Genomic DNA, 12,473 nt, shown 5'->3' with positions numbered 1-12,473 from the left:
GCGGCGGCGCTCGGAGAGGCGGGCGCCACCGATGTCGTCTCCGGTTGCGTGTTCGCTTCGGGGGTGGCCTCGGCCGCGACCTGTGCCGCGCCGTCGGGCTCGGTCGCTGGCGGGATGACCCGCTCGTCGCCCGCCGACGGCGCCGTCGGGGGCTCGGTGGTCTGGACGGGCGCGGTCGCCGAGGGTCCGCTCTCTCGCGAGGTCGCTGCGGTGGGGGAGGTCCCCGGCTCGCCGGCGGCGAGCGTCATCGGCGGTGTTGCGCTGGCCTCCTCAGCGGCCGCGCGTTCGGCCGCCGCGCGTTCGCGGGTGGCGCGTTCGCGGGCCGCGGCGATGCGCATCTTCTCGACATAGTCGCCGTAGGAGGGGCCGGAGCCGACGATGGTCACTGGCGTGCCGTGGTCGACGTGGGCGAACAGGACCGGCGCGAGGTTCGGCGGCAGGCGGATGCAACCATGCGAGGCTGGGTGGCCGGGGCGCGGGATCGGGCCGGCGTGCAGGCCGACGCCGTCGTAGGTCAGGCGCATGAAGTAAGGCATCTGGGCGCCGGCGAAGCGCCCGCCTTCGGGGATCCGGTCGCGGCCTTGGCGCGCGTTCGACTTGATGACGCGCCCGGCTTTGTTGTAAATCTTGCCGTAGAGATTCGAGCGTTTGTCGGCGACCTTCTCGATGACCTCGAACTGGCCGGTCGGGGTAGGGAATGCCTTCACGCCGGTCGCGACGGTGGCCCAGCCGATCTGCTCGTCGCCGTCGTAGAAACGGGCGCGCTGCTGGTCGACGTCGATGACGACGCGCGAGACCTTGCGGCTGTCGCCTTCCCAGTCGTAGAGCTGGCCCGGTTTCGGCTTCTCCGGCGGCGGCGGGGTCGGCTCTTCCTCGGCGGTCGTCGGCTGTGTGGTCGGCTCCGGTGGTGCAGCGGCCCACTGTGTGCCCCGTAGGCCGGGAAGGTCGAGCGTCCCGCAGCCGGCGAGGGTGCCCGTCAGGAGGGCGAGGGCGGCGGCCCGGAGGCCGGTCTGGATGTACGGCATGGTCTTCATCCTGGGTTCTGCCGATCGGCCATCATGGTGACGATCGATGAACGGCGCGGTCTGCGGGCGCCCGGTGCCGGTGCCGGTGCCTCGGGCGCCGAGGTCGGCTATCGCGTCGCCCCGCGTGCGCGGGGTCGTGCCGCCGTTTCCGAGCATTTTGGGCCTGGTGGCGGCAAAATACAGCCCGGCGGCCGGTGGCCGCCAACCGAGTTGTCCGGGACGATGATAAGCGTCTGCTCATCGCGCGGGAATGCCTGGGCCGATCGCCCGTTCGGCCCTCGATGGCGCCTTGCGAGCGTCCGGCTGTGGATCTCGCTCACGCTCGCCGGCGGCCTCCTCGTCGGTTGCGCTGGCGCGCCGAAGCCGCCGCGCCAGCCCGATGACGCCTGCGCGATCTTTGCGGAGAAGCCGAAGTGGCACAAGGCGACGCGGCGCGCCGAACGCCGCTGGGGCACGCCGATGCAGGTCCAGCTCGCGATCATCCGCAACGAGTCTTCCTTCCGGCACGACGCTCGACCCCGCACCTCCAGCGCTTACGGCTATTCGCAGGCGATCGATGGCACCTGGAATTGGTATCGCGAGCAGACGGGCCGGAGCAATGCCAAGCGCACCGACTTCGCCGACGCCGCCGATTTCGTCGGCTGGTACACGGATCTCAGCCAACGATTGCTCGGCATCTCCAAGTGGGACGGCTACAACCAGTACCTCGCCTACCACGAAGGTCACACGGGCTTCCAGCGCGGCAGCTATCGCCGCAAGGACTGGCTGGTCGCGGTGGCCCGTCGCGTCGATGAGGACGCGCGCACCTACGGCGAGCAGTTGCGGCGTTGCCGCATGCGCTGAGGTCTGCCGGACTCACGGTGCATGTGCGGTGTAGGTGCGGCTTCAGCCGCAACGCGATCCATGGCCAGACGCCCCGGGTCGTGGCCTTCGTGCGGCTGAAGCCGCACCCATCCGAACTCGCCTCACTCCGTCATGGCCTTCTCGATCGCGGCCAGATCCATCGCCTCCAGATAGGCCTTGAGCGGCTTGTCGTCGGCCAGGCCGCTGCCCGTCAGGTTGAGATAGACGCGGGTGCCGACCATCAGCTTCATGTCCCAGTCGCCCGAGCCCTTGGCGTGCTCGGCGATGCCGCGATAGCCCTGGTGGGTGAAGGCCGTGGTGCCGGGGGTCGCCTGCATCATGTAGGGCGAGGAGAACATCATGCCCATCATGCCGAGCATCGGGGAGTCGGCCATGATGGCGATTTCGATCTCGGCGCCGTCGTCGTTGTAGTAGCGGCGGCTCAGATTGGTCCCGGCGATCGCGCTCAGCAGGCCCGCGCTCTGCGACTGAGGCTCGTCGGCCTGCCAGCCGGCCAGCGGTTCGGGCAGGAGTTGCCATAGCTTGCCCGTCATCTGCTCCTGGATCTTGGTCACCGCGAATTGAAGGGCCTGCACGGCACCGCGCAGGTCGCCGGCATCGTACGAGGACCGGGCGGCATCGAGTTGCTCGTGGACCTCGTCGGCCAGGAGCGGGCCGCTGCCGAGCAGGGCGGCGAGGGCCAGGGCGGTGCGGGCGCGTTGGAATCCGGTCATGATCGGTGATCCTCGTCGTGATTCGGTGTGGTCTGGCGGGACGGTGCGCAGTGTCGCAGGGGAGGCGGCGGGTCTGCGCGGGGCACGTCGAGACGGATTCTGGCGAGCCGGGCGACGCTTGTCCAGACAGGTGGGCTTGAGCCGCGCCTCCCTGTCATGCCCGGTGGCGGTGCAGCGTGCGCCGTCCTCGCGCGCTACGCTGGCGCCTCGATTTGCCCGTCGCGTGTTGCGGCGGCGGCGAGGAGTGCGGGGATGCCGGCCTCGACGATCTCGATCCCTTGGCGCGCGCAGAAGCGCCGCTCCTTGGCCGTAGGCTCGGCGATCAGGGCCCAGCCGGCCGGGCGGCCGGCCGCGTAGATCAGGTTCGAGAGGATCATGCGCTCGGTGTCGCGCGTCAGGCGCAGGCCGAGTAGGACATACTGGCGTCCGATCCGGTAGTCCTTGAGGAAGCTCGGGATCGCGAAACCGCCCATCAGTTCGGTGATGTAGTCGACGAAGTCGGCGTCCGAGGCGATGAAGGTCGGGTCCGGCACTGGGCTGCCCAGGGGCTTGAAGAGGACTGGCAGGCGGCGGTCGACCCCCTCCTGCGGCACTTCGCGGTAGGTATCGCCATCCCATTCGTGGATCAGAAACCGGTAGGGAGTGCCACCGATCCGCGCGATGCCGCGCACCAGGGTGTGAGGGGTCGCACGATAGGAATCCTGAAGCTGGGTGTCGCGATTGATGTCGATGACGTAGGGTGGGTGGATCCCGGCCAGCCAATCGTGCAGCGGTGCCCGGGTCCAGGTGCGCTCCCCGTAGGTCCGCACGAGAAAGCGGTTGACCGCCCCGCGCCCGCGCTTGAGCTCCACGTTCATCGCCGCCCGCGAGAACTCCCACATCAGGCGTGCCGACATGGGGCGGCCGTTGTTCATCGCCAGGATCATGTGCTCGCTGTCGGCCGGGATCGGCTCCCCGGTCGCCGGGTCGACGACATCGGCCAGCGCCCCGGGGCCGAGGTAGGGGACTAGCTCGCCGCAGGCTAGGCCGGCGGCGAGCTGCTCTAGGATCTCCTGGGACATCTTTTCTGCTCCTCACTGAGGGAAACGGCTACGTCGGTGTCCCAGGCAAGTGTCGTGCCGTTTCTTGGCGCCACGGCGTCTGCTACCCGGTCGTGTCGGTGAAGGTCCAGCGCCGCGGGAGGTTGGCACGCAGGTACTCGATCAGGACGTCGGTGCGCCTCGGCCTGGGGCCGTGCGGCACATGCAGAGACAGCTCCACTGGCGAGCCCTCCCAGTCGGCGAGGACCCGCGCGTAGCTGCCGCGCAGGCCGTGGCGGGGGCACTCGGCGAGCCAGGAGGGTAGGATGCCAATGCCGTAGCCGCGGGCGATGCCGTCGGCGAGCATCTCGATCGAGTCGACGCGCAGGCGCGCCCGTGGCCGCAACCTGTGCGCCTGTCGGCTCCCCGAGTGATGCAGGACGACCTCGGGCGGCTCGCTCGCGAGCCCGATCCACGGGCACTGCTCCACGGTGCTAGGGTCGGCGAGCCTGCGGCACGCGCAGTCCGGCGCGGCCGAGGTGTAGAGGCGCCGGCGCCAGCGTCCGAGCGGCAGCCGCCTGAGGCTGGGGGCGCTCCGCGCGTCGCAGCTGATCCAGAGATCGGTCCCGGTTTCGTCCGGCAGTGCACCGCTCGGCAGGACCCTCACGTCGAGCGTCAGCCCTGGATGGCAAGTCAGGACCTCGTTCAGCATCCGCGTCGTCCAGCCCCTAGTCATTCCGTGGCTGATCCAGACCCGCACCTCCCCGGCCATCTCGCACGAGATCGCCTGCACCTCACGCCGCCCCTCCTCGGCGAGTGCCAGGATCCGCTCGGAATAATACGCGTAGCGCCGCCCTGCCTCGGTCAGGGTTAGGCGCCCGCCGTCGGGCCGCGTGAGGCGCTGGCCGAGCCCCTCTTCCAGTGCCGCCAGGCGGCGGCTCAGCGTCGATTTCGGGGCACCGAGCGCCCGGGCGGCGGCGCTGAGTGTGTCGTGTCGTGCCAGCGCGAGCAGGGCGCGGAGGGCGTCGAAGTCGCTCATTGGGGTTGCATTTCGGGAACGGCCCGTTCCACTGCCGAGGCTTCCCTGGCCGCTCGGGATGATTACCATATCTTTAGGTAGTGAGAATCATTCTAGATTAGCTGGAATAGGAATGCGATGAAACGCCACGCTTTGGTCTCGTTGGGGATGCTCTCCGCTTATGGTCTGACCGGTCAGGCCCCGGGAGCGGCGGCGCAGGACGCGCAGCTCCCAGCGATCGAGGTGCACGCCGAGGCGAGCGCCGAGGGCAAGGAGATCCCGATCGAACAGATCCGGCGCAACCTTGCGACCGACGTCGCCGACGTCTTCAAGGACGAGCCCTCGGTCGCCGTCGGCGGCGGGGCCCGCAACGCCCAGCGCATCTATCTGCGCGGCATCGAGGGCAGCAACCTCAACATCACGGTCGACGGGGCCCGCCAGGGGCGCAACCTGCATCAGCACCGCGGCGGCATCGGCGGTATCGACCCGGACCTGCTCAAGCGGGTCGAGGTCGATACGGGCACCGCCGCCGACCGCGGTCCCGGGGCGCTCGGCGGCGCGATCCGCTTCGAGACGGTCGACGCCCAGGACCTGCTTGCGGCCGGGCGTGACAAGGGCGCCACCCTGAAGGGCGGCTATGCGAGCGCCGACCGCTCCTGGCAGGGCAGCGCTACGGCCTACGGGCGCGTGGCCCCGGATCTGGCGCTCCTCGCCCATGTCAGTGCGATCAATCGTGAGGACTATCGCATCGGCGGCGGTGGCGAGGTGCCGAACTCGGCCGGGAAGGACCGCGACTACTTCCTCAAGCTGAGCCGGCTCGGCACCGACGGCCATGCGTTGCGCCTGAGCGCGGAGCGCAACACCAATGCCGGCCTCTACCTCTGGGGCAGCCACGGCAGCGACATGGGCTATGCCCCGGAGGACTCGGTGCCCGTCTATCAGCGCTGGGAGCGCAACACCTTGAGCCTGGATCATCGCTTCCGGTCCGACAATCCGCTGCTCGATCGGCGCGCCAATGTCTATCGCAACCAGGTCTCGTTGGAGGACCAGGACAGGGGTACCGAGGTCGAGAGCGACGAGATCGGTGGCGAGCTGCGCAATACGCTGCGCTTCGCGCTGGGTGCGACAGATCATCGTCTGACGATCGGCGCCGACTACTTCCAAGAAGACGGCACCAGCGAGGACTCCGCCGGCGCTTCGGTCGACATGGAATCCGAGAACCTTGGACTGTTCATACAGGACCGCATGACCCTGGGGCGCCTCGGCCTCTCGTTCGGGGCACGCTTCGACGACTTCTCGGCCGAGTACGGTCCGCACACCCTGAGCGGCAACCGCGTCTCGCCGAACGTCAATGTCGACTACGAGGTGGCGCGCGACTGGACCCTCTTCGCCGGCTACGGCGAGGCGGTGCGCGGCAGCGGCATCATCCCGGTCGCTTGGATGGCGCGGATCGACGAGAGCACCCTATTCAACGACGGTCAGGGGCTCGAGCCCGAGGAGTCTTATCGCAGCGAGGGCGGTGTGCGCTACCAGACGAGCGGCCTGCTGCGCGCGGACGACCGCGTCGATGCCGAGGTCACCGTCTTCAACACCCGTCTGCGCAACACCATCGAGCGGGTCGGCGGTGGCGGGGGGGCGGTCACCGCGATCATCAACAACCCAGATACCCTGCACGCGCGCGGCTACGAGATCCGCGCCGGCTGGGGCTGGCGCGGGTACCAGACGCGCCTTGCGTTCGCCAGCGTCGACCTCGAAGACGACGACGGCGAGCCGGCCGGAATCATCCGGCGCAAGGGTGCGGCCACCGGCGACCGCCTCGTCTGGGACAACCGCTGGGTGGTGCGCGAAGACTTCACCCTCGGTTACACCCTGACCGCGGTCGGGCGTCTGGACGAGGTCCCCGACGGCGAGGAGGAGCGCCCGGGCTACGTTCTGCACGACGTGCAGGCCGAGTGGCAGCCGCGCCACCTGCCCGGCCTGACCTTGGCGCTCGCGATCCACAATCTGTTCGATCGGCGCTACGCCGATCAGGCCACGATCGCCAGCAGCACGACCGGTATCGTCGAGGAGCCCGGACGCGACGTCCGCCTCGCGGCGAGCTACCGATTCTGATCCTTCATCCCTACACCAAGACCTGAACCAGAAGCTAGGAGTCACCCCCATGAACCGTGTCTCATGCCGCCGTGCCGCGGCCATCGGCGTCCTGACCATCCTCTGCGCCTTGCTCGCCGCGCCGCTGGCCTGGGCGGAGGACGACAGGAAGCGCGGCCAGCTCTATCTCGTCAGCCTCGGCATCGGCGACCCGGACAACATCACGGTGCGCGCTCAGAAGACCATCGCCGGCGCCGACATCGTCCTCGGCATGGAGCGGTTGCGCGAGCAGTACGGCGAGCTGCTGCGCGGCAAGGATCTGCACGAGGCCGGCCACGGCCTGTTCCGCCCGCTTGGGCGGCGTGCCCGAGACGGCGAGACGGTCGCAGCCCAGGAGGCGCAGGTGCGCCGCCTCGTCCGCGAGGCCGTCGCCGCCGGCAAGAGAGTGGCCGTCATCGACTACGGGGATCCGACCATCTACGGCCCGCAGATCGGCTACCTGCGCGAGTTCGCCGATCTCGATCCGGTCGTCGTGCCCGGCATATCGAGCTTCAATGCGGCCAATGCGGCCCTTGGGCGGAGCCTCACCGACGGCGACGGGAGCCGTTCGGTGATCCTGACGGCGGCCGCCGGGCGGCGCGGCGAGGGCAGCCGCGACACCCTCGAGAAGCTGGCCGAGACCCGCTCGACCATGGTGCTCTTCACGATGCGTTCGCAGCTGCCCGAGGTGATCGAGCAGTTGCGCCGCCAGTACCCGGGCGAGACGCCGATCGCGATCGTCAGCCACGCCGGCTATGCCGAGCGCGAGCAGGTGCTGAAGGCGACCCTCGACACCATCCTCGAGCGGGTCGGCGGGGCGGATCTGCCGTTCGAACACCTGATCTACGTCGGCGACTTCCTACGATGACGGAGTTGGCGGCGGGCGGCCTGCGCCGCGAGATGGGGCTCGGCTCGGCGACCGTGTTGGTCATCGCCAACATGATCGGCAGCGGCATCTTCACGACCTCGGGCTTCATCCTCGCCGAGCTCGGCAGCCCTAAGGCGCTCCTCGCCTGCTGGCTGGTCGGCGGTCTCTTCGCGCTGGCTGGGGCGCTCTGCTACGGCGAACTCGGGGCCATGCTGCCGAGGGCCGGCGGCGAGTACGCCTATCTGCGCCGGGCCTTCGGCCCGCTGCCGGCCTTCGTCTCGGGCTGGATCTCGCTGATTGTCGGCTTCTCGGCGCCGATCGCGGCCGCCGCGATCGCGTTCGCGACCTATCTCCTCGGCAGCGGCCAGGCGCCCTGGCTGGTCGTCGAGTTTGGCGGGCGGCCCTGGTTCAGCCTGTCGCCGATCACCGTGCTGGCCTGTGCCGTCGTCGTCCTGCTCTCGCTCGTGCACTACCACAGCCTGCGCCTCGGGCAGGGTGTGCAAAATTGGCTCACGGCCTTCAAGCTTGGGCTGATCCTCCTCTTCATCGGTGCCGGTCTGGCCGTCGGGCGCGGCGACTTCGGTCACCTGGGGCGGACGTTGCCCGATGTCTCCGGCAGTGCTGCCGACTTCGCCGTGGCGCTGATCTTCGTCTCGTTCGCCTACAGCGGCTGGAACGCCGCGGCCTACCTCGGCGGCGAGATCCGCGATCCGGGGCGCAATCTGCCGCGTGCCCTGGCGCTCGGCACCGCTCTGGTCGTCGTCCTCTACTTGGCGCTCAATCTCGTCTACGTCTACGCCCTGCCGCCGGCGGCGATGCGCGGTGTCCTGGAGATCGGCACGGCGGCCGCCGCGGCCCTCTTCGGGGGCGGGATCGGCACCCTCTTCGGCCTGGCGATCGCGCTCGGGCTGCTCTCGGTGCTGAGCGCGATGATCATGGCCGGGCCGCGGGTCTACTATGCGATGGCGCGCGACGGGCTCTTCTTTCGTCGCTTCGGCCGCGTCCACGTGGCGCGGCGCACGCCGGCCCAGGCGATCCTGTTACAGGCGGCGATCGCGATCCTGATGATCCTCGCCGCCGCCTACGACGCGCTGCTGATCTACATCGGCTTCACGCTCTCGCTCTCGGCGGCGCTGACGGTCGCCGGCCTGATGCGCCTGCGCCACCTGTGTCCCGAGGCGCCGCGGCCGTACCGCACCCTCGGCTATCCGCTCACGCCGCTCCTGTTCATCGCCGGCAACCTGTGGATCCTCGTCTACACGCTGGCGAGCCGTCCGGTGGTGGCGTTCTACGGTGTCGCGACGCTGGTGGCGGGGGTGGCGCTGTACTGGCTGTTTCGATCGGAGGCGACGAAGCGCGCCGACACGGGCGCGTCCGGGTGACGGTGCGGCCGTGTCACCGTTCGGTCACGTCGATGGAACTCGGTCGTCAAGTTTTGCATCTAAGATGTTTTAGAAGAAGGAGAAAGAACCCTGGAGAGTCCGATCATGTCCGTCGAGCGCCGATACGGCAAGCGCTATGCCATTGACCTGCAAGTCCAGATCCGCTATCGGCGCCGTCGCTTCTCGCATGCGCGGGCGCGGAACCTGTCCGAGCAGGGCATGTATCTGGACGTGCGGGCCGTGACCCTGCCCACGGGGACCCTCGTCGAGTTGGAGCTCCAGTGCCTCGGGCGGGAATGGCTGATCCCGGCGATCGTCATCCACCACCAGGGCGGCGGCATCGGGGTGATGTTCCGCGACCCCCAGGACGAACTCTACCGCGGCCTGATCGGTGCCCACGAACTGGCGCACCGGCCGCACCGTCCGGCGATCCCCGCCCGCGAGCCGTCCTCCCTGTACTGATCCCCCGCAGCATCGCGTCCGCCCATCCCTGTCGCCGCGTCCTCGGGGGTGAGAGTCGTCTCCGGCGCGCCATCGCCCCTTCGCTTGGCGGTCGAGCGTCGGCGGTGAGCCGTCCATCGGGCCCTGCTCGGGTCGTGCCCAGCCAGGCCCGGGGCGCATGGCGACCTTGCCCCCTTCTGTTGCGGGCGATGCCCAAGCCTTGGCGTCGTGTCTCCCTTGGTCTTGGGGCTTGCCCGACGGTCAGTAGAGCGCGTCCGGCAGCCAGGTCGCGAGACTGGGCGCGAGCGCGAGGAGCAGAAGGACCAGCAACTGGATCGCGATGAACGGCAGCGCGCCCCGGTAGATCTGGCCGGTGGTCAGGGTCGCCGGCGCGACGCCGCGGAAGTAGAAGAGCGAGAAGCCGAAGGGTGGCGTTAGGAACGAGGTCTGGAGGTTGATCGCGATCATGATCCCGAGCCAGACAGGATCGACGCCCATCGCGAGCAGCACGGGCGCGACGATCGGCACGACCACGAAGGTGATCTCGATGAAGTCGAGGATGAAGCCGAGCAGGAAGAGGGTCAACATCACGAAGGCCAGCGCCACAACGGTCCCGCCCGGCAGACCGGTCAGGAAGTCGGTCACCAGCCGATCGCCGTCGAGGCCGCGGAAGACGAGCGAGAAGATCGCGGCGCCGACGAAGATGAAGAAGACCATGCTCGAGACGATCGTCGTGCGCCGAACTACCTCGCGCAGGCCGGCGAGCGTCAGGCGCCGCTGGAGCGCCGCGAGCGCCAGTGCCCCCACGGCGCCCACGGAGGCCGCCTCGGTCGGCGTGGCCAGCCCGGCCATGATCGAGCCCAGCACCGCCACCATCAGCGCCAGCGGCGGGACCATCACCCGCATCACCCGTCCCCACAGCGCGGTCCTGTCGCGTGCGCGTTCGGTGCGCGGGATCGCCGGTGCCGCGCCGGGTCGCAGCCAGGCGACCGCGGCCAGATAGCCGATATAGAGGACCACGAGCAGGAGGCCAGGCACCAGGGCGCCGACGAAGAGGTCGCCGACCGAGACGGTCTCCGGCGCGAAGATGCCCATCTTCAGTTGCGCCTCCTGGTAGGACGACGACAGGATGTCGCCGAGCAGGACCAGGATGATCGAGGGGGGAATGATCTGCCCGAGGGTGCCGGACGCGCAGATGGTGCCGGCCGCGAGCCGCGGGTCGTAGCCGCGACGCAGCATCGCCGGCAGCGCCAGCAGGCCCATCGTGACGACGGTCGCGCCGACGATGCCGGTGCTGGCCGCGAGCAGGGCGCCGACCAGTACGACGGCGATCCCCAGCCCGCCGCGCAGCGGACCGAACAGGGTGGCCATGGTGTCGAGCAGGTCCTCGGCGATGCGCGAGCGCTCGAGCATGACGCCCATGAAGACGAACAGCGGGACCGCGATCAGGGTCTCGTTGGTCATGATCCCGTAGAGGCGGTTGGGCAGCGCCTCGAGGAAGGCCGGATCGAAGAGGTCGAAGGCCATCCCGAGCAGGGCGAACAACAGGGCGCTGCCGCCGAGCGACAGGGCCACCGGATAGCCGAGCAGCAGCGTGAGCCCGACCGCGACGAACAGCAGCAGCGGCAGCCAGTCGGCCATCAGCCGGCGCCCCGCTCGCGCTCAGACGCATCCGCATCCGCGTCCGCGTCCGGGACGGCGATTCCGGCGAGGAACAGCGCATTGCGCAGCGCCGTCGCGAGCCCCTGGACCATCACCAGGGCCGGCATGACCAGGATCAGCGCCTTGAGCAGGTAGACCCCGGGCAGCCCGCCCGCCTCCCGCGACGCCTCGGCGACGGCCCAGGAGGCGGCGACATAGTCCCAGGCCATCCAGGCGATGAATAGGCAGACCGGGAAGAGCAGCAGCAGCGTCCCCAGGAGGTCGACCCAGGCGCGCCCGCGCGGCGAGAGGCGCTGGTAGAAGATGTCGACCCGCACGTGGCCGTCGTGGCGCAGCGCATAGCCGATGCCTAGCATGAAGAGGAGCGCGTGCATGTAGGTGACCGACTCCTGCAGCGCGATCCAGCCGAGGTCGAAGAGGTAGCGCAGGACGACGACGAGGAAGGTGACTGCGACCATCGCCAGGGCCAACCAGGCGACGGTGCGGCCGACGAGGTCGTTGATCCGCTCCAGGGCGCCGATCAGGGCCGCCCAGCGGGGGCCGTGGGCTGGGCCTGCGTTCATGGGGTCCCGGCGGCGGCCCATCCTACCAATCGAACAGGAGCCACTGCTGCGTGGCCATGTTCCATGGCTGGTCGTCGCGGGTGTCGAGGGCCCCGTCGCCGTCGGTATCGAGCAGGTAGTAGGGCGGTCCGGCGACGGGGATGATCTTGGCCATGTACAGCTGGCCGCGCACCCGGTACTCGTAGATGACGTCCTGGCCGCGCTCGATGATGGTGACCTCCGGTTCGACGGCGTCGTCGGTCAGCGAGGCCGGCGGCAGGGCCGGGGCCGAGAGGTATTCCTGCATCAGGTCATCGTCGGCCAGCGCCGCGGCCGCGAACAGGCCGAGCGCGAGGAGGATGGGCAGCTTGTTCATTGGACTGAGGGCCGACTCCATGTGGATTTGAGGAAGCTGGACAGGGACCGCCGCGGCCTACCGAGGCTGCCGTCTCTGTGCGGTGGGGCCGTCGCGATTGGAGCGCATCGCCGACCCGGGCTCGGACCTTCGCCCCATGGCCGCGCGGTCGCCTCGTCCGGCGCAACGCAGATGGTATACCGAAAACGGTCTCGTTGCCGCCCGAGGGAACCAAGGGAGATCCGCGCTCGCCTGCCCGCGGCGTGGGCGCGAATCTGGCTCTTGGTTCACAGTTCTTCGCTGTGGTCGGGTCCCAGTGTGAACGCCGGTCGCCGGGCTGCGTAGAATCGAGGCGATCGTGCCCCCGGGGCAGGCCAACCAGCGTGGGCCGAATGCCGCGGGCGCTACGCAGGGTTCGCAGCGCCCGCCGGGCGTCGTCGCCATGCCGCCGGCG

The 12,473-nt window shown here is 69.5% G+C and carries 12 protein-coding genes; 5 read left to right on the top strand and 7 right to left on the bottom strand.

The features are described 5' to 3' along the window. A partial coding sequence (locus CKO41_RS01540; RefSeq protein ID WP_200381036.1) for a L,D-transpeptidase occupies window positions 1–1,025 on the bottom strand: 1,025 nt, incomplete at its 3' end. Window positions 1,026–1,058: 33 nt separating this feature from the next. On the opposite strand from CKO41_RS01540, the gene CKO41_RS01535 reads away from it, so the two are divergent. Next, window positions 1,059–1,868: a transglycosylase SLT domain-containing protein gene (locus CKO41_RS01535; RefSeq protein WP_242463862.1), complete on the top strand. Its 810-nt coding sequence runs from the start codon at window positions 1,059–1,061 to the stop codon at window positions 1,866–1,868. 122 nt (window positions 1,869–1,990) lie between these two features. Here CKO41_RS01535 and CKO41_RS01530 read toward each other — a convergent pair whose 3' ends face one another. From CKO41_RS01530 to CKO41_RS01520, 3 genes are all read right to left on the bottom strand, one after another. Next, window positions 1,991–2,602, bottom strand: coding sequence for a hypothetical protein (locus CKO41_RS01530; protein ID WP_200253157.1), 612 nt, complete (start codon window positions 2,600–2,602; stop codon window positions 1,991–1,993). A gap of 194 nt (window positions 2,603–2,796) precedes the next feature. Continuing rightward, window positions 2,797–3,663, bottom strand: coding sequence for an SIR2 family protein (locus CKO41_RS01525; protein ID WP_200381034.1), 867 nt, complete (start codon window positions 3,661–3,663; stop codon window positions 2,797–2,799). Window positions 3,664–3,745: 82 nt separating this feature from the next. Continuing rightward, complete coding sequence (locus tag CKO41_RS01520; protein ID WP_200381033.1) at window positions 3,746–4,660, bottom strand: LysR family transcriptional regulator; 915 nt, start codon at window positions 4,658–4,660, stop codon at window positions 3,746–3,748. Window positions 4,661–4,777: 117 nt separating this feature from the next. Here CKO41_RS01520 and CKO41_RS01515 point away from each other — a divergent pair, with 117 nt between their 5' ends. From CKO41_RS01515 to CKO41_RS01500, 4 genes are all read left to right on the top strand, one after another. Continuing rightward, window positions 4,778–6,751 carry a TonB-dependent receptor domain-containing protein gene (locus CKO41_RS01515; protein ID WP_200381032.1) on the top strand — a complete coding sequence of 658 codons (1,974 nt, stop codon included), beginning with the start codon at window positions 4,778–4,780 and terminating at the stop codon, window positions 6,749–6,751. 49 nt (window positions 6,752–6,800) lie between these two features. Then, window positions 6,801–7,637: an SAM-dependent methyltransferase gene (locus tag CKO41_RS01510; protein ID WP_200381031.1), complete on the top strand. Its 837-nt coding sequence runs from the start codon at window positions 6,801–6,803 to the stop codon at window positions 7,635–7,637. Next, window positions 7,634–9,019 carry an APC family permease gene (locus tag CKO41_RS01505; RefSeq protein ID WP_200253166.1) on the top strand — a complete coding sequence of 462 codons (1,386 nt, stop codon included), beginning with the start codon at window positions 7,634–7,636 and terminating at the stop codon, window positions 9,017–9,019. Before CKO41_RS01510 ends, CKO41_RS01505 begins: the two co-directional genes overlap by 4 nt. A 105-nt stretch (window positions 9,020–9,124) precedes the next feature. After that, window positions 9,125–9,481: a PilZ domain-containing protein gene (locus CKO41_RS01500; protein WP_200381030.1), complete on the top strand. Its 357-nt coding sequence runs from the start codon at window positions 9,125–9,127 to the stop codon at window positions 9,479–9,481. Window positions 9,482–9,721: 240 nt separating this feature from the next. On the opposite strand, the gene CKO41_RS01495 is transcribed toward CKO41_RS01500, so the two are convergent. Genes CKO41_RS01495 through CKO41_RS01485 form a run of 3 tightly spaced genes read right to left on the bottom strand, consistent with a single transcriptional unit; the run spans window position 9,722 to window position 12,040 of the window. After that, window positions 9,722–11,101: a TRAP transporter large permease gene (locus CKO41_RS01495; RefSeq protein WP_200253170.1), complete on the bottom strand. Its 1,380-nt coding sequence runs from the start codon at window positions 11,099–11,101 to the stop codon at window positions 9,722–9,724. After that, entirely contained in the window at window positions 11,101–11,685 is a 585-nt protein-coding gene (locus tag CKO41_RS01490; protein ID WP_200253172.1) for a TRAP transporter small permease subunit, read from the bottom strand. Before CKO41_RS01490 ends, CKO41_RS01495 begins: the two co-directional genes overlap by 1 nt. A gap of 22 nt (window positions 11,686–11,707) precedes the next feature. Beyond that, window positions 11,708–12,040: a DUF2782 domain-containing protein gene (locus tag CKO41_RS01485; RefSeq protein ID WP_200253174.1), complete on the bottom strand. Its 333-nt coding sequence runs from the start codon at window positions 12,038–12,040 to the stop codon at window positions 11,708–11,710. Between the last annotated feature and the right edge of the window lie 433 nt (window positions 12,041–12,473).

The organism is Thiococcus pfennigii (genome assembly GCF_016583835.1).
GTDB lineage: Bacteria > Pseudomonadota > Gammaproteobacteria > Chromatiales > Chromatiaceae > Thiococcus > Thiococcus pfennigii.
The sequence above is the reverse complement of the archived record's forward strand: the minus strand, read 5'-3'. Positions and strand labels throughout refer to the sequence as shown.

Bases quoted from the DNA above. Each gene is read 5' to 3' on its own strand.
- CKO41_RS01485 (WP_200253174.1), bottom strand. From the start codon at position 12,040: ATGAACAAGCTGCCCATCCTCCTCGCGCTCGGCCTGTTCGCGGCCGCG.
- CKO41_RS01530 (WP_200253157.1), bottom strand. From the start codon at position 2,602: ATGACCGGATTCCAACGCGCCCGCACCGCCCTGGCCCTCGCCGCCCTG.
- CKO41_RS01515 (WP_200381032.1), top strand. From the start codon at position 4,778: ATGAAACGCCACGCTTTGGTCTCGTTGGGGATGCTCTCCGCTTATGGT.
- CKO41_RS01500 (WP_200381030.1), top strand. From the start codon at position 9,125: ATGTCCGTCGAGCGCCGATACGGCAAGCGCTATGCCATTGACCTGCAA.
- CKO41_RS01510 (WP_200381031.1), top strand. From the start codon at position 6,801: ATGAACCGTGTCTCATGCCGCCGTGCCGCGGCCATCGGCGTCCTGACC.
- CKO41_RS01505 (WP_200253166.1), top strand. From the start codon at position 7,634: ATGACGGAGTTGGCGGCGGGCGGCCTGCGCCGCGAGATGGGGCTCGGC.
- CKO41_RS01535 (WP_242463862.1), top strand. From the start codon at position 1,059: ATGGTGACGATCGATGAACGGCGCGGTCTGCGGGCGCCCGGTGCCGGT.
- CKO41_RS01495 (WP_200253170.1), bottom strand. From the start codon at position 11,101: ATGGCCGACTGGCTGCCGCTGCTGCTGTTCGTCGCGGTCGGGCTCACG.
- CKO41_RS01520 (WP_200381033.1), bottom strand. From the start codon at position 4,660: ATGAGCGACTTCGACGCCCTCCGCGCCCTGCTCGCGCTGGCACGACAC.
- CKO41_RS01525 (WP_200381034.1), bottom strand. From the start codon at position 3,663: ATGTCCCAGGAGATCCTAGAGCAGCTCGCCGCCGGCCTAGCCTGCGGC.
- CKO41_RS01490 (WP_200253172.1), bottom strand. From the start codon at position 11,685: ATGAACGCAGGCCCAGCCCACGGCCCCCGCTGGGCGGCCCTGATCGGC.